General features: G+C 59.5%; 11 protein-coding genes. 6 read left to right on the top strand and 5 right to left on the bottom strand.

Features of this window, described 5'->3' with window-relative positions:
• Window positions 1-78: 78 nt before the first annotated feature.
• Entirely contained in the window at window positions 79-660 is a 582-nt protein-coding gene (locus tag ACM6IR_RS04075; protein WP_414906501.1) for a PilZ domain-containing protein, read from the top strand.
• Between the two features lie 14 nt (window positions 661-674).
• Window positions 675-1,397 (top strand): glycerophosphodiester phosphodiesterase, encoded by a 723-nt coding sequence (locus tag ACM6IR_RS04070; protein ID WP_414906500.1) that lies wholly within the window; start codon window positions 675-677, stop codon window positions 1,395-1,397.
• A gap of 42 nt (window positions 1,398-1,439) precedes the next feature.
• Here ACM6IR_RS04070 and sthA read toward each other — a convergent pair whose 3' ends face one another.
• Both sthA and ACM6IR_RS04060 read right to left on the bottom strand, forming a co-directional pair.
• On the bottom strand, window positions 1,440-2,834 hold the full coding sequence (gene sthA / locus ACM6IR_RS04065) for a Si-specific NAD(P)(+) transhydrogenase (protein WP_414906499.1): 1,395 nt from the start codon (window positions 2,832-2,834) through the stop codon (window positions 1,440-1,442).
• A 206-nt stretch (window positions 2,835-3,040) separates the two neighbouring features.
• On the bottom strand, window positions 3,041-4,027 hold the full coding sequence (locus ACM6IR_RS04060; protein WP_414906529.1) for an FAD:protein FMN transferase: 987 nt from the start codon (window positions 4,025-4,027) through the stop codon (window positions 3,041-3,043).
• A 407-nt stretch (window positions 4,028-4,434) separates the two neighbouring features.
• Here ACM6IR_RS04060 and ACM6IR_RS04055 point away from each other — a divergent pair, with 407 nt between their 5' ends.
• The gene (locus ACM6IR_RS04055; RefSeq protein WP_414906498.1) at window positions 4,435-5,736 is read left to right on the top strand and encodes an MFS transporter; all 1,302 of its coding nucleotides are present in this window, start codon (window positions 4,435-4,437) and stop codon (window positions 5,734-5,736) included.
• A 105-nt stretch (window positions 5,737-5,841) separates the two neighbouring features.
• Here ACM6IR_RS04055 and ACM6IR_RS04050 read toward each other — a convergent pair whose 3' ends face one another.
• Window positions 5,842-7,305, bottom strand: coding sequence for a glyceraldehyde-3-phosphate dehydrogenase (locus ACM6IR_RS04050; RefSeq protein WP_414906497.1), 1,464 nt, complete (start codon window positions 7,303-7,305; stop codon window positions 5,842-5,844).
• A gap of 363 nt (window positions 7,306-7,668) precedes the next feature.
• Here ACM6IR_RS04050 and mfd point away from each other — a divergent pair, with 363 nt between their 5' ends.
• The 3 genes from mfd to ACM6IR_RS04035 are packed head-to-tail and all read left to right on the top strand — an operon-like array spanning window position 7,669 to window position 14,400.
• Complete coding sequence (gene mfd / locus ACM6IR_RS04045) at window positions 7,669-11,118, top strand: transcription-repair coupling factor (RefSeq protein WP_414906496.1); 3,450 nt, start codon at window positions 7,669-7,671, stop codon at window positions 11,116-11,118.
• A 10-nt stretch (window positions 11,119-11,128) separates the two neighbouring features.
• The gene (locus ACM6IR_RS04040; RefSeq protein WP_414906495.1) at window positions 11,129-11,695 is read left to right on the top strand and encodes a CsiV family protein; all 567 of its coding nucleotides are present in this window, start codon (window positions 11,129-11,131) and stop codon (window positions 11,693-11,695) included.
• A gap of 11 nt (window positions 11,696-11,706) precedes the next feature.
• The gene (locus ACM6IR_RS04035; protein WP_414906494.1) at window positions 11,707-14,400 is read left to right on the top strand and encodes a DEAD/DEAH box helicase; all 2,694 of its coding nucleotides are present in this window, start codon (window positions 11,707-11,709) and stop codon (window positions 14,398-14,400) included.
• Window positions 14,401-14,541: 141 nt separating this feature from the next.
• Here ACM6IR_RS04035 and ACM6IR_RS04030 read toward each other — a convergent pair whose 3' ends face one another.
• Both ACM6IR_RS04030 and nagZ read right to left on the bottom strand, forming a co-directional pair.
• On the bottom strand, window positions 14,542-15,279 hold the full coding sequence (locus tag ACM6IR_RS04030) for an S-methyl-5'-thioinosine phosphorylase (protein ID WP_414906493.1): 738 nt from the start codon (window positions 15,277-15,279) through the stop codon (window positions 14,542-14,544).
• 12 nt (window positions 15,280-15,291) lie between these two features.
• Complete coding sequence (nagZ, locus tag ACM6IR_RS04025; protein WP_414906492.1) at window positions 15,292-16,302, bottom strand: beta-N-acetylhexosaminidase; 1,011 nt, start codon at window positions 16,300-16,302, stop codon at window positions 15,292-15,294.
• Window positions 16,303-16,390: the final 88 nt, after the last annotated feature.

The following is a 16,390-nucleotide window of genomic DNA, read 5'->3' as shown; positions in this document are numbered from 1 at the left end:
AGGGAAAAGGAACGTCCTTGTGGCGGGGGTCGATAACCAGCTTTACACTCAGACCACCGCCGCTACCATGGGTTCGCCATGTCGACATTAGATGAAGAAGATCGCCGCGAATACTACCGTATCGAGGATTCGATCGCACTGGAAATTCGGTCCCTGTCCGCTGTCGAGGCGGCGGGCCAGGAAGTGTTACAGGATGCTTCCCCACTCTTCAACCTGCTCAGCGAACTTCACCTGAGTGAATTCGAGTCGCAACACCTGCTGCGCCAGATCAGCGAACGCGACCGGAACCTCGCAGCGTTCCTGAAATCCCAGAACAAACGTATCGACTTGCTGAGTCAGGTGATCGCCATCACCGTGCTTGGGCAAATCGGCGAGCCGCAGCCGGTGATCATCTCCGAAGGCGGCATCGACTTTCAAAACCCGACGCCCTTTGCTGCCGGCACTCACCTGTCGGTCAAGCTGGTGCTGATGCCACAAGCGCTGGGCCTGTTGTTGCGGGCCAAGGTCACCCACTGCGACCGCAAGGGCGAGGGCTATGCCATCGGCACCGAGTTTCAAAACCCGACCGATGCCCAGCGCCAACTGCTGGCCCGCTACATTTTGCAGAAGCAGGCCCAGGAACGACGCCTGGCCCGCGAACAAAACGAATCAGGCAATTAATTTAAGGAAGAACCGTGACCCTCATCTACGGCCATCGCGGCGCCAAGGGCGAAGCACCGGAAAACACGCTGACCAGTTTTCAGCGATGTCTCAAACACGGCGTGCGCCGCTGCGAACTGGACCTGCACCTGTCCATGGACGGCGAGTTGATGGTCATTCACGACCCGACCCTCAAGCGCACCACCGACCGTCGCGGCAAGGTGGTTGAACATACGGCCGCCGAACTGGTGACCTATGACGCGCGCAAGGGCGGCCCGGGCTGGATCAAACCCTGCCCGATTCCTACACTGGAAGAGCTGTTCGAGCAATGCGATTTCGAGCACTGGCAACTGGAAGTCAAAAGCGCGTCACGCACCCGTGCCGCGACGACGGTGCTGGCCATTCGCGAAATGGCGCAACGGCATGGCTTGCTGGACAAGGTGACGATCACCTCGAGCTCACGCGAAGTATTGAAAGCCGCGCTGGACCTGGTACCGGACGTGTCTCGTGGACTGGTGGCCGAATACGCCTGGCTCGACCCGTTGAAAGTCGCCCAAAGCTATGGCTGTGAGATTCTGGCGCTGAACTGGACCCTGTGCACGCCGGAACGCCTGCAGAAGGCGCAACGTCAGGGGTTACATGTGTCGGTATGGACAGTCAACGAGCCCGCGCTAATGCGCAGACTCGCCGACTTCGGCGTTGACAGCCTGATTACAGACTTTCCCGGTTTGGCCACTGCCACGCTCGAGAATTGCTGAAATCGGTCTCCCCGGCCGGCTCAGGCCACCGGCCGGAGCCGCTCAAAAAAGCCGGTTGAGGCCATCGTACGCAGCTACCCGATAGGCTTCAGCCATGGTCGGGTAGTTGAACGTGGTGTTGACGAAGTACTTCAGCGTGTTCTGTTCGCCCGGCTGGCTCATGATTGCCTGACCGATGTGCACGATCTCCGACGCCTGATAACCGAAGCAGTGAACACCCAGCACTTCCAGCGTCTCGCGGTGGAACAGGATCTTCAGCATGCCTTGAGGCTCACCGGCGATTTGCGCCCGCGCCATGCTCTTGAAGAAGGCCTTGCCCACTTCGTACGGCACTTTCGCCTGAGTCAGTTCCTGCTCGTTCTTGCCGATCGAGCTGATCTCCGGAATGGTGTAGATGCCGGTCGGCACATCATTCACAAAGCGCCAGCTGTTGTTATCGACGATGCTGCCAGCGGCCGAACGGCCCTGGTCGTGAGCAGCACTGGCCAGGCTCGGCCAGCCAATCACGTCACCGGCACCGTAAATGTTCGGAACGCAGGTGCGGTAAGCCTCGTTGACTTCGATCTGGCCACGGCTGTTGACCTTCACACCGATGTTTTCCATACCCAACTGATCGGTGTTACCGGTACGGCCGTTGCACCAGAGCAAGGCGTCGGCCTTGATCTTCTTGCCGGACTTCAAGTGCAGGATCACACCGTTGTCCACGCCTTCGACGCGGTCGTAGTCTTCGTTGTGGCGAACCGTGATGTTGTTGTTGCTGAAGTGATAGCTCAGCGCCTGGGAAATTTCCGAGTCGAGGAAGCTCAACAACTGACCGCGGTTATCCACCAGTTCAACCAGTACACCCAGACCACTGAAGATCGAGGCGTATTCGCAACCGATCACGCCGGCGCCATAAACGATGAGTTTGCGCGGCGTGTGGCCGAGGCTGAGGATGGTGTCGCTATCGTAGATACGCGGGTGATGGAAATCGATGTCCGCCGGGCGATAAGGACGCGAACCGGTGGCGATGATGATGTGCTTGGCCACCAGTTTTTCGACTACACCGTTGGCGCAAACCACTTCGATGGTTTGCTCGTCGGCGAAGCTGCCGGTGCCGAAGAACACGTCGACGCGGTTACGGGCGTAGTAGCCGGTGCGCGAAGCCACTTGTTTGGCAATGACTTTTTCAGCGCTTTTCAACACGTCCGGGAACGAGAACCAGCGTGGCTCACCGATGGCCCGGAACATCGGGTTGGTGTTGAACTGCATGATCTGCCGAACCGAGTGACGCAACGCCTTGGACGGGATGGTGCCCAGGTGGGTGCAGTTACCGCCGACCTGGCGACGGCTATCGACCATCGCGACCTTGCGCCCTGCTTTGGCGGCGTTCATTGCCGCGCCTTCTCCCGCCGGGCCGGAACCCAGCACCACCACGTCGTAGTTGTAGACAGCCATGCGTACTCCTCAGAACAGGCCGCGGCGCCCTCGGCACCTGCGGCTAAATCACGCCGATCTGCGGCGTGAAGGAACAATTTGGGGCCAGTGCAGAACCCGGACACAGTCTATAGAAGCGTCAACGCCGCGCACATTAACCCTTGGTCGCGTCGTAGGCTAGTTTTGCCTGCACTACAACGCCAGCTTTCAATGCGCAAACCCCGCGTTCATTCGGTTTTGCCGCCACTGAGGCGCTCAAAAGCCTGATTGGTTCGTGTGACAAAACCTGTATCGGCACGAATCACAAAAAATGCGCCGATGCCGTGTTTTTCCGCGTAGTCCCAACCGCGCTCCGGGCCGAGAATCAACAGCAGCGTCGATAAGCCATCGGCCATCAACGCTGAAGGATTAATCACCGTGACTGAGGCCAGGCCATGGGTGATCGGTGCGCCGGTGCGAGCGTCGAAGGTGTGGGAATAACGCTGCCCCCCCTGTTCGAAATAATTACGGTAATCGCCGGAGGTGGAAACGCCGTAGCCGTCGACCGCTATGACGCGCTCTGCGACTTGCTGATCGTCGCGGGGTTCTTCCAGGGCGATGCGCCAGGGTGAGCCATCGAGTTTTTTGCCGGCCGCCTTGAGCTCACCGGTGGCTTCGGCGAGGTAGTTGTGGATGCCCATCGCTTCGAGTCTTGCAGCAATGGTGTCGACCGTGTAACCGGCAGCGATGCTATTGAAATCGACCTCGATCGCGGCGTCCTTGCAGAGTTGATCGCCGTCGATGCGCAAGTGCGCGTGACCCACTCGCTGCATCGCCTCGGCCAGCACTTCAGCGCTCGGGACTTTTTCTTCTCGGGCCTGCGGGCCGAACCCCCAGAGGTTCATCAGCGGTTCAACCGTCAGGTCGTAGGAGCCGTCGCTTTGCTCCGACAGTTGTTCACCGACACGAATCAATTCGAGGACTGGCCCAGGCATTTTCTGACAGCGATTGGCGGGCAGATCGTTGAAGCGTTCGATGTCGGAATCGCTGCGATAGGTCGACATCTGCTGGTCGACTTCGGCGAGGATCTTTTCGACTTGTACGCGGACTTCTGCCGCGCCGGGAAGACCAGCATGACGCAGGTACTTTATGGAATACGTGCTGCCCATGGTCGGACCGCCGAAACTCTCCATGGAATCGCCGTTGCCGCAGCCGGATAGCGCGGTAATCAACATTACGAAACCGCAAAGCCGCCACTTCGACAAATCTTGCATTCTCTGAAGATTCCTCTGACACAACCTCAAGGCCGGCCATTATGCGATAGAACTGTGGGAGCGAGCTTGCTCGCGATGGCGGACAGTCAGACAACATCAATGTTGAATGTCACGCCCTCATCGCGAGCAAGCTCGCTCCCACATTTGATTGAGGGTTGTCCGTGGGCCGTAATTCGCTCCAGTCAGCGATTCATCCCGCGTAATGGCTATATCGTTTAAGCAGCAAGCTAACTAGTTGTTGCCTATCTAACTCCACACACATATTGTTACAAAGCTGTTCGCCGACGGAGCCTGCCCCTATGGGCGACTGCGAGGACGCATCTAGACCAAGGACTTCCAACAAGACAGCCAAAAGTGAGTACGTTCAAATGTCCTCGAATACGGGCAAAGGCAAAGCGATTTTTCGCGTTGTCAGCGGTAACTTTCTCGAAATGTTCGACTTTATGGTCTACGGCTTTTACGCCACGGCCATTGCCAAAACTTTCTTCCCTGCCGACAGCGCTTTCGCTTCCCTGATGTTGTCGCTGGCTACCTTCGGTGCCGGCTTCCTGATGCGCCCGTTGGGGGCTATTTTTCTCGGTGCCTACATCGACCGCCATGGCCGCCGCAAAGGCTTGATCATCACCCTCGCGTTGATGGCTGCCGGTACCGTGCTAATCGCCTGTGTACCGGGTTACGCCACATTGGGTGTGGCCGCGCCGCTGATCGTGCTGTTCGGCCGACTGCTGCAAGGTTTCTCGGCTGGCGTGGAATTGGGCGGTGTGTCGGTGTACCTGGCCGAAATCTCTACACCGGGCCGTAAAGGTTTCTTTGTCAGTTGGCAGTCCGCCAGCCAGCAAGCGGCAGTGGTTTTCGCCGGACTGCTCGGCGTGGGTTTGAACCACTGGCTGAGCCCGGAGCAAATGGGTGATTGGGGCTGGCGCGTGCCGTTCCTGATCGGCTGCATGATCGTGCCGGCGATCTTCGTCATTCGTCGCTCACTGGAAGAAACGCCGGAATTCCAGGCGCGCAAATTCCGCCCTAGCCTGAAGGACATCATCCGTTCGATCAGTCAGAACTTCGGCATCGTCATTGCCGGCATGGCGCTGGTGATAATGACCACGGTGTCGTTCTACCTGATCACCGCCTACACCCCGACGTTCGGCAAAGCCGAACTGCATCTGTCGGATATGGACGCGCTATTGGTCACGGTGTGCATCGGCCTCTCGAACTTCTTCTGGCTGCCGGTGATGGGTTCTGTATCCGACAAGATCGGACGTAAACCCCTACTGCTGGCGGCGACCATTCTGGCAATCCTCACCGCCTACCCTGCTCTTGCGTGGCTGGTAGCCAACCCCAGCTTCAGCCATTTGCTGATCGTCGAGTTGTGGCTGTCGTTCCTGTATGGCTCGTACAACGGCGCCATGGTGGTGGCCCTGACCGAGATCATGCCGGTAGAAGTTCGTACGACCGGTTTCTCTTTGGCCTACAGCCTGGCCACGGCGACCTTCGGTGGGTTTACGCCAGCGGCGTGTACGTACCTGATCCATGTGCTGGACAACAAGGCAGCGCCGGGGATCTGGCTCAGCGGAGCGGCAGTACTGGGGTTAATCGCGACGCTGGTGTTGTTCCGTGGCAATCGGCACGAACTGCGCACTGCGCAGGCCGCGGTGGTCGGCGGTACCCGATAGATCGCTTTCGCGGGCAAGCCCAGACAACACATCTGCAACTGATCAAACCCCAAAAAAAACGCCCCGACCAAAGTCGGGGCGTTTTCATGTGCAGCTAACTAATGCTTAGCGCGGGAACGCTGGCGGGTTTACACCGGCCATGTCTTCCATCACGCGAACAACCTGGCAGCTGTAGCCGAATTCGTTGTCGTACCAAACGTACAGAACAACGCGGTTGTCTTGGGTGATGGTCGCTTCAGCATCCACAACGCCTGCGTGGCGCGAACCAACGAAGTCGGTGGAAACCACTTCCTGCGAGTTGACGTAGTCGATTTGCTTATGCAGATCGGAGTGCAGCGCCATGTAGCGCAGGTACTCGTTCATCTCTTCACGGGTAGCGGCTTTCTCAAGGTTCAGGTTGAGAATGGCCATCGACACGTTTGGCGTCGGAACGCGGATCGCGTTACCGGTCAGCTTGCCGGCCAGCTCAGGCAGCGCCTTGGCAGCAGCGGTGGCAGCACCGGTCTCGGTGATTACCATGTTCAACGCGGCGCTACGGCCACGGCGATCGCCCTTGTGGAAGTTGTCGATCAGGTTCTGGTCGTTGGTGTACGAGTGAACCGTTTCAACGTGACCGTTGATGATGCCGAACTTGTCGTTGACTGCTTTCAGCACCGGCACGATGGCGTTGGTGGTGCAGGAAGCGGCGGAAATGATCTTGTCGTCAGCGGTGATTTCACCGTGGTTGATGCCGTGAACGATGTTCTTCAGCTTGCCTTTGCCAGGCGCGGTCAGAACCACACGATCGATACCCGGGCAAGCCAGGTGTTGGCCCAGGCCATCGGCGTCACGCCATACACCGGTGTTATCCACCAGCAGCGCGTTTTTGATGCCGTACTGGGTGTAGTCCACTTCAGTAGGGTTTTTCGCGTAGATAACCTGGATCAGGTTGCCGTTGGCGGTGATGGTGTTGTTGGCTTCATCAATGGTGATGGTGCCATCGAACGGACCATGAACCGAGTCACGACGCAGCAGGCTGGCACGCTTGACCAGATCGTTCTCGGCGCCCTTGCGGACAACGATGGCACGCAGACGAAGACCGTCGCCACCACCGGTTTTCTCGATCAGGATACGCGCCAGCAGACGGCCGATACGGCCAAAGCCGTACAGAACAACATCGGTGCCTTTGCGAGCGGAAGCGTTCTGCTGGCCAACGACATCAGCCAACTGGTCGCGGACGAACTGCTCGGCCGTGCGGCCATTGCCTTCGGCCTTGAATCTGACCGCCAGCTTGCCCAGGTCTACCGAAGCGGCGCCGAGCTTGAGCTCGCTCATCGCCTTGAGCAGCGGGAATGTTTCGTGGACGGACAGTTCGCTGTCATCGGACTGGCGATGGCGAGCAAAGCGGTGAGCTTTGAGAATCGCAATGACTGAACGATTGATCAGGCTGCGGCCATAGATCGAGCTCACCACGTTGTTATTGCGGTAGAGCTGACCGATAAGCGGAATCATCGCTTCTGCGAGTGCTTCACGGTCGATCCATTCACCAAGACACTGGTCGGGCTTCTGAGTCACGGGAACCTTCCACATGTAGGGGCAGAAAAAAGGGGCTACATTATGCCGCCGAGTGCCTCCCGTAGCAATGCGCGCCTGTCGTGCCATCGGTAACAAAATTTCCTTCGAAAAAAACACGCTGCGCTCAAGCCCAATAAAACCGGGGCTTCCAGCACAGTCATTTTTCTAGAAACAACGCCATCTTGTCCGTAACCCTCCGTAACACTCACTCATTTTGCCACTACATATTCAGTAATTCCCGCTCAAAAACCGCCAGTTTTTGTCTTTACCACTACATTTCGCCCAACCTGCGTAATAGACACAGTCTGCAACTGACAGGCGGCACCCGAGGCCGCTACAATTACCGACTTTGTCGCAACGCTTGGAGCTCAACCTTCCGTGCCCGTTCTGCGTCTACCGCTTCTCCCTGCCGCGGCAGGTAAACAGCACTGGGGCAATTTGCCCGGTGCCGCCCTGAGCCTGGCCATCGCCGAGGCCGCCAGCGCTGCCAAGCGCTTTACCCTGCTGCTGACCGCCGACAGCCAAAGCGCCGAACGGCTGGAACAGGAGCTGAGTTTCTTCGCCCCGGATTTGCCAGTGCTGCATTTCCCGGACTGGGAAACCTTGCCGTACGACCTGTTTTCACCGCACCAGGACATCATTTCTCAGCGCATCTCGGCCCTTTATCGGTTGCCGGAGCTCAGTCATGGCGTGTTGGTGGTGCCGATCACCACGGCCCTGCATCGCCTGGCGCCAACCAAATTCCTGCTCGGCAGCAGCCTCGTGCTGGACGTCGGCCAGAAACTCGATGTCGAGCAAATGCGCACCCGGCTTGAAGCCAGCGGCTATCGCTACGTCGATACGGTTTACGAGCACGGCGAATTCACCGTGCGCGGCTCGCTGATCGACCTCTTCCCGATGGGCAGCAAATTACCCTTCCGGATCGACCTGTTCGACGACGAAATCGAGACCCTTCGTACATTCGATCCGGAAAACCAGCGCTCCATCGACAAAGTGGACACCGTCCGCCTGCTGCCCGCGCGTGAGTTTCCGCTGCAAAAAGATGCGGTGACCCGCTTCAAGGCGCGTTTCCGTGAGCGTTTCGATGTCGACTTCCGTCGCTGCCCGATCTTTCAGGATTTGAGCAGCGGGATTACACCGGCCGGTATCGAGTACTACCTGCCGCTGTTCTTCGACGAAACTTCGACGCTCTTCGATTACTTACCCCAGGACACGCAAGTGTTTTCCCTGCCCGGCATCGAACTGGCGGCGGAGAATTTCTGGAACGACGTGCGCAATCGTTATGAAGAACGCCGCGTCGATCCGGCCCGTCCTTTATTGCCACCCGCCGAGTTGTTCCTGCCGGTGGAAGACTGCTTCGCTCGCCTGAAGAACTGGCCACGGGTGGTTGCCAGTCAACAGGACGTGGAAACCGGTTTCGGCCGCGAACGCTTCCCGGCGCGGGAACTGCCGAACCTGGCCATCGAAGCCAAGGCCACTCAGCCATTGGCGGCGCTGGCCAGCTTCCTCGACGAGTTTCCCGGTCGCGTGCTGTTTACCGCCGAGTCGGCGGGCCGTCGTGAAGTGCTGCTGGAATTGCTCGAACGCCTGAAGCTGCGACCGAAAACCGTCGACAGCTGGCCGGATTTTGTCGCGAGCAAAGAGCGCCTGGCTATCACCATCGCCCCGCTCGACGAAGGCCTGGTGCTCGACGATCCGTCGCTGGCGCTGGTTGCCGAAAGTCCGTTATTCGGTCAGCGGGTCATGCAGCGCCGGCGCCGCGAAAAGCGCGCCGATGCCAACAACGATGCCGTGATCAAGAACCTCACCGAGCTGCGCGAAGGCGCGCCGGTGGTGCACATCGATCACGGTGTCGGGCGTTATCTCGGACTTACGATTCTGGAGATCGACAGTCAGGCCGCCGAATTCCTGACCCTCGAATACGCAGAAAACGCCAAGCTTTACGTGCCGGTGGCCAACCTGCATTTGATCGCCCGTTACACCGGCAGCGACGATGCCCTGGCCCCGCTGCACCGCCTCGGCTCCGAGACCTGGCAGAAAGCCAAGCGCAAAGCCGCCGAACAAGTGCGCGATGTCGCCGCCGAGTTGCTCGACATCTATGCCCGCCGTGCCGCCCGTGAGGGCTATGCCTTCGCCGACCCGAAAGCCGATTACGCGACCTTCAGCGCCGGCTTCCCGTTTGAAGAAACCCCGGACCAGCAAACCACCATCGAAGCGGTACGCGCCGACATGCTCGCACCGAAACCGATGGACCGGCTGGTCTGCGGCGACGTCGGCTTTGGCAAGACCGAAGTGGCGATGCGCGCGGCGTTCATTGCCGTGCATGGCGGTCGTCAGGTGGCCATTCTGGTGCCGACCACCCTGCTCGCCCAGCAACACTACAACAGTTTTCGCGATCGCTTTGCCGACTGGCCGGTGACCGTGGAAGTGATGAGCCGGTTCAAGTCGACCAAGGAAGTCAACGCGGCGGTCGCGGACCTCGCCGAAGGCAAGATCGACATTGTCATCGGCACGCACAAACTGTTGCAGGACGACGTGAAGATCAAAAACCTCGGGCTGGTGATCATCGACGAAGAGCACCGTTTTGGTGTCCGTCAAAAGGAGCAGCTCAAGGCACTGCGCAGTGAAGTCGACATTCTGACCCTGACCGCCACACCGATTCCGCGCACGCTTAACATGGCGGTGTCAGGCATGCGCGACCTGTCGATCATTGCCACGCCACCGGCTCGTCGGCTGTCGGTGCGGACCTTCGTCATGGAGCAAAACAAAAGCACGGTCAAAGAGGCCCTGCTTCGTGAGTTGCTCCGTGGTGGCCAGGTCTATTACCTGCACAACGATGTGAAGACCATCGAGAAATGCGCCGCCGACCTCGCCGAACTGGTGCCCGAGGCGCGGATCGGCATCGGCCACGGGCAGATGCGCGAACGCGATCTCGAACAGGTGATGAGCGACTTCTATCACAAGCGCTTCAACGTCCTGATCGCGTCGACCATCATCGAGACCGGCATCGACGTACCGAGCGCCAACACCATCATCATCGAGCGCGCCGACAAATTCGGCCTGGCGCAACTGCACCAGTTGCGTGGCCGTGTCGGTCGCAGTCACCACCAGGCATACGCTTATCTGCTGACGCCGCCGCGCCAGCAAATCACACCGGATGCGGAAAAGCGTCTGGAAGCGATCGCCAACACCCAGGACCTCGGCGCGGGCTTCGTGCTTGCCACCAACGACCTGGAAATCCGTGGCGCCGGCGAATTACTTGGCGACGGACAGAGCGGACAAATCCAGGCTGTCGGTTTCACGCTCTATATGGAGATGCTCGAGCGTGCGGTGAAGTCGATCCGCAAGGGCGAACAACCGAACCTCGATCAGCCGCTGGGCGGTGGTCCGGAAGTCAATCTGCGCGTACCGGCGCTGATTCCCGAAGACTATCTGCCGGACGTTCATGCCCGACTGATTCTCTACAAACGCATTGCCTCGGCCACCGATGAGGAAGGCCTCAAGGACCTGCAAGTGGAGATGATCGACCGTTTCGGCCTGCTGCCGGAGCCGACCAAGAACCTGATGCGCATCACCGCGCTGAAGTTGCAGGCCGAGCTGCTGGGCATCAAGAAGGTCGATGGCGGTCCGCAAGGGGGGCGAATCGAGTTCGCGGCGCAAACCCCGGTCGACCCGTTGACGCTGATCAAGCTGATCCAGAGCCAACCCAAACGCTACAAATTCGAAGGCGCCACGATGTTTAAATTCCAGGTGCCGATGGAGCGCTCGGAAGAGCGCTTTAATACTGTAGAGGCGCTGTTCGAGCGCCTCATTCCGAAAACTGCTTGAAGGACGCCGCATGCGCCTGTTTCGCTCGCTGACCTTGCTGATCACCCTGGTTGCACCCTCGGTGTTTGCCGATGATTTGTATCAGGTTGAAATGATCCTGGTCCGCCAAAATACCGTGCCCGCCATCGTCAGCCGCGCCGCACCGGAAGACTGGGCCACGGGTGCGCAGCGCATCAACCCCAACAGCCTGCGCACGCCGAGCCTCAATGGCGAAGCGGAAAAACTCACCACCAGCCCCGACTACACCGTGTTACTGCATAAGGCCTGGCAACAGACCCTCGGTGAAACCGCCAGCAAAGTTGCGATCACCGAGGGCAAAGAGCAATACGGCCAATTTCCGATCGAGGGCACGTTGAACCTGAAACTGGGACGCTTCACCGACGTCGACGCCGATTTCTGGGTCAACCAGTTCGACGCCAACGGCATGGTTACCGCCAGCGAACGCCTGAAGCAGGAAAGCCACACCAAGAACGGCCAGTTGAACTTCCTCGACAATGGCCACTTGGGCCTGCTGATCAAGATCACTTCGCTGACCGTCCCTGCGCCTCGGCCAGTCCCCGATGAAATTCCGGACTGATTGAAGTCCTTATGCCTGCGACCCTGAGCAAACCCCTGGCACCTTCCTGGGTCAGCCGATTCAAGGAACAGAGCCTGGAGCGTGGCCGTCGCTACGCGCTGGAGAACCGCGTCAGGATCGTCGAGGCCGGCGACGCCACTATCATTGCTGTCTGCGAAGGCTCTGGCGGTAACGTTTACCGTCAGACCATTCGCCTGCGCGAGTCAGCCAAAGCCACCTTGCTGATGGTCGACGCCAGCTGCACCTGCCCGGTCCACAGCAACTGCAAGCATTGCGCGGCGGTGCTGCTAAAAGTTCAGGAAACCCTGGCTTATCCCGCCGCCGTCCAAGACGCCGAGCTGCTGGAAAAGCTCCAGGCCGTGCTGGAAAACCGTAGTCCCAAGGCGCCGCCGCAAGTGCTGGTGGATAACGTGCAACCGGTGCCGCGCCTGTGGCTGGCGAGCATCGAGTTCAGCGCCTTCGAACCACGCAACGGCAAGATGCAACGCTACATCCAGCATCGCGCAGCGCTGTCCTTCAGCTATCTGGATGAATACGTTTGCGGGCAGAAGAACGCCGACGTCCTGATCCGTCAGGAAACCCAGACGCTGCGGATAAAACGTCATCCGGAAGTCGAACAGGCCTACAGGGAACAGCTGCGAATTCTCGGTTTCAAAATCGCCACCCGGCAAAGCAAAGCCTTGCCGGAAAGTGCCGGCGAGCTCTTCGAGATGGTCAATGACAGCGCCTGGCTGACGTTTACCCTCAATGAGCTGCCGAAACTGCGCACCCAAGGCTGGGAGCTTCAGATCGACGAGGAATTCGGTTTCGACCTGACCGCCGTGGATGACTGGTACGCCACGGTCGAACAGGCTCCGGAGCGCGACTGGTTTGATCTGGAGCTGGGGATCATCGTCAACGGTGAGCGGCTGAGTCTATTGCCGATCCTGTTGAACCTGATGCGTTCCCACACCGAAATCCTCAACCCGGAACGTCTGGCCCGACGGCGCGACGACGAGTTGATCCTGGTGAACATCCCCAACCGCCCGAACTCCGACCACGGTCCATTACAGGTCGCCCTGCCCTTCGGCCGTTTGAAACCGGTGCTGGCGACCCTCGGCGAGTTCTATCTGCAAGGGCCCGGCGAAACCACGTTGCGCCTGAGCAAGGCTGACGCCACGCGCCTGAACCCACTGGAAGACATGCCGCTCCTTTGGGAAGGTGGCGAACAGATCCGCACCTTCGCCCAGCGCCTGCGAGACATTAAAGACTTCACCACTGCCGCACCGGAAGGCTTGAACGCCACGTTGCGTCCGTATCAGCTGGAAGGGCTGAGCTGGATGCAATCGTTGCGGCAACTGGAAGTCGGCGGGATCCTCGCGGACGATATGGGCCTGGGTAAAACCCTGCAAACCCTGGCGCATATTCTCAGCGAGAAGAATGCCGGACGCCTCGATCGGCCGTGCATGGTGGTGATGCCCACCAGCCTGATCCCCAACTGGCTGGATGAAGCGGCGCATTTCACACCGCAACTCAACGTGCTGGCGCTGTACGGTGCCACTCGCAAAAAACACTTCAGTAATCTGGCTGATTACGACCTGATCCTGACCACCTATGCGCTGCTGCCCAAAGACGTCGAACGTCTGGCCGCACAGCCGTTGCACGTGCTGGTTCTGGATGAAGCGCAGTACATCAAGAACCCTAACAGCAAGGCCGCCCAGGCCGCCCGCGAGCTTAATGCCCGCCAGCGCCTGTGCCTGAGTGGTACGCCGCTGGAAAACCACCTGGGAGAGCTATGGTCGCTGTTTCACTTCCTGCTGCCCGGTTGGCTCGGCGACGTGAAAAGCTTCAATCGCGATTACCGTGTCCCCATCGAAAAGCGTGCCAGCGAAGTCAGGCTTCAGCACCTCAACGGTCGGATCAAACCCTTCCTGTTGCGTCGTACCAAAGAACAAGTGGCCACCGAGCTGCCGCCGAAGACCGAGATCATCCATTGGGTCGAGCTCAATGAAGCCCAACGCGACGTGTACGAAACCATGCGCCTGGCCATGGACAAGAAAGTCCGTGACGAGATCACCCGCAAGGGTGTGGCCCGCAGCCAGATCATCATTCTTGAGGCGTTGCTGAAACTGCGCCAGGTGTGCTGCGACTTGCGCCTGGTCAACGAGGCCGCGCTGCCGGCTCGCGGCAGCGCATCGGGCAAGCTCGATAGCCTGATGGAAATGCTGGATGAATTGTTCGAAGAGGGCCGGCGGATTCTGCTGTTCTCGCAGTTCACTTCAATGCTCGCGCTAATTGAAATCGAACTGAAGAAGCGCGGTGTTGAATATGCGTTGTTGACCGGACAAACCCGCGACCGACGCGCGCCGGTAAAAGACTTTCAGAGCGGCAAGCGTCAGATCTTTCTGATCAGTTTGAAGGCGGGGGGTGTCGGGCTGAACCTGACTGAAGCGGACACGGTGATTCATTACGATCCGTGGTGGAACCCCGCGACGGAGAACCAGGCAACCGACCGGGCGTATCGCATTGGTCAGGAGAAACCGGTGTTCGTTTACAAGATGATTGCCCGCGGCACGGTGGAAGAGAAGATTCAGCACCTGCAGAAGGAAAAGTCTGACCTGGCGGCCGGCGTGCTGGATGGACGCAAGACCGGGGACTGGAAGTTGCAGAGTGATGATATTGAGGCGTTGTTTGCGCCGTTACCGGATAAGTTGGAGAAGCGCTGAGAGACTCGATGCCGGGTAGATTGCCTTCGCGGGCAAGCCTCGCTCCTACAGGTTTGGTGTCGTTGACGGCATCGGCGACCACATAAAACCTGTAGGAGCGAGGCTTGCCCGCGAAGGGAGCGACTCGGCCTCAAGGCTGACTCAGCCCTTAAGCACCCGCGCCAACGTCGACTTCACCTTGCCCATCCCGTCATGCAACGCCTGCTCGATCTCGGCCATGGTAATCACCGCCGTCGACTTGCCCGCCGCCGGGTTCACCACCAGCGCCAGGCAGGCGTAATCCAGTTCCAGCTCACGCGCCAATGCCGCTTCCGGCATGCCGGTCATGCCAACGATGTCGCAACCGTCACGCTCCAGTCGCGCGATTTCAGCAACGGTTTCCAGCCGTGGGCCTTGTGTGCAGGCATACACACCATGACTGCTGTAGCCCACGCCTTCAGCCGCCAGCGCCGCGATCAATTGCTGACGCAGTGGCTCGCTGTAGGGATAGCTAAAGTCGATGTGAGTGACCTGTTCCAGGTCGTCGGCGAAATAGGTGTGGTCGCGACCGCTGGTGTAGTCGATCAGCTGATGCGGTACGCAGAAATGACCCGTCCCCATCGCGGCATGAATCCCACCCACCGCATTGACCGCCAGAATCGCTTCGGCACCCGCCTGTTTCAGCGCCCAGAGGTTGGCGCGGTAATTCACTTGATGCGGCGGGAAACGATGTGGATGGCCGTGACGCGCCAGGAACAGCACTTCCTTGCCGGCGTATTCACCGATCAGCACCTCGGCTGAAGGCGTGCCGTAGGGCGTGTCTACCGCCAACGACTGACGAATGTCGAGGCCTTCGAGTTGAGTCAGGCCGGTGCCACCGATAATCGCGTAAACCGTCATAACGAAGAGTCCTTATTCAATCAGTTGAGCTTCTTTGAGTGCGCCAATAGCGGTGAGCCAGCGCGGGTCTTGTCGGTACTCAGTGCTGGCGTACGACTGGCCGCGCATCCGCGCAATGCGCTCGGACGGTTTCACCCTCAGGCGCTGGGCAGCGCTCAGGGCCAACTCCGCGGCCGCACGATCGTTGCACACCAGGCCCATGTCGCAACCGGCCGTCAGCGCCGCTTCGATTCGGCTGGCGGCATCACCAACCACATGGGCACCGGCCATTGACAGGTCGTCGCTGAAAATCACGCCGTCGAACTGCAACTCGCCGCGCAAGATGTCCTGCAACCAGCGACGAGAGAACCCGGCTGGTTGGGAGTCGACCTGTGGATAAATGACATGGGCGGGCATGACGGCGGCCAGTTGCTTGCTCAGTCGGGCGAACGGCACCAGATCTTTGGCACGGATTTCGTCAAGGCTGCGTTCGTCATTCGGGATTGCAACGTGAGAATCCGCCTCGGCCCAGCCGTGCCCCGGGAAGTGCTTGCCGGTGGCCGCCATGCCAGCGCTGTTCATACCGCGGATAAAGGCACCGGCGAGCAACGCTGCGCGCTCGGGGTCACCTTCGAAGGAGCGCGTGCCGACCACTGCGCTGCGCTGGTAATCCAGATCCAGCACCGGAGCGAAACTCAAGTCGAGACCGACGGCCAGCACCTCTGTCGCCATGATCCAGCCGCACTGCTCGGCCAGGTATTCAGCATTCAGGTTGTCAGCGATGGCGCGCATGGCGGGCAACCGGACGAAACCCTGCCGCAGACGCTGAACTCGGCCCCCCTCCTGGTCCACCGCCAACAGCAGATCAGGACGGACGGCACGGATCGCGGCGCTCAACTCACGCACCTGGCGTGGATGTTCGATGTTGCGGGCAAAAATGATCAGGCCGCCCACTTCGGGCTGACGCAACAATTGGCGATCTTCGGCCGTCAGCCAGGTACCGGCGACATCCACCATCAACGAGCCTTGCAGGCCAGCAGTCATAGAGATTCCTTGATAACGATAAACCCGGCTCGCACGCGCTCGCGGCCAAGGGCTTTGCCCGGCAGGTCGGCGCTATAAATGGGGAACG

The organism is Pseudomonas sp. IT-P253 (genome assembly GCF_949768125.1).
In the GTDB taxonomy this organism is placed as follows: domain Bacteria; phylum Pseudomonadota; class Gammaproteobacteria; order Pseudomonadales; family Pseudomonadaceae; genus Aquipseudomonas.
The sequence above is the reverse complement of the archived record's forward strand: the minus strand, read 5'-3'. Positions and strand labels throughout refer to the sequence as shown.

Coding starts and splice junctions, on each gene's coding strand:
- ACM6IR_RS04075 (WP_414906501.1), top strand. CDS start 79: ATGTCGACATTAGATGAAGAAGATCGCCGCGAATACTACCGTATCGAG.
- sthA (WP_414906499.1), bottom strand. CDS start 2,834: ATGGCTGTCTACAACTACGACGTGGTGGTGCTGGGTTCCGGCCCGGCG.
- ACM6IR_RS04060 (WP_414906529.1), bottom strand. CDS start 4,027: ATGTTGATTACCGCGCTATCCGGCTGCGGCAACGGCGATTCCATGGAG.
- ACM6IR_RS04055 (WP_414906498.1), top strand. CDS start 4,435: ATGTCCTCGAATACGGGCAAAGGCAAAGCGATTTTTCGCGTTGTCAGC.
- ACM6IR_RS04050 (WP_414906497.1), bottom strand. CDS start 7,305: ATGTGGAAGGTTCCCGTGACTCAGAAGCCCGACCAGTGTCTTGGTGAA.
- ACM6IR_RS04040 (WP_414906495.1), top strand. CDS start 11,129: ATGCGCCTGTTTCGCTCGCTGACCTTGCTGATCACCCTGGTTGCACCC.
- ACM6IR_RS04035 (WP_414906494.1), top strand. CDS start 11,707: ATGCCTGCGACCCTGAGCAAACCCCTGGCACCTTCCTGGGTCAGCCGA.
- ACM6IR_RS04030 (WP_414906493.1), bottom strand. CDS start 15,279: ATGACGGTTTACGCGATTATCGGTGGCACCGGCCTGACTCAACTCGAA.
- nagZ (WP_414906492.1), bottom strand. CDS start 16,302: ATGACTGCTGGCCTGCAAGGCTCGTTGATGGTGGATGTCGCCGGTACC.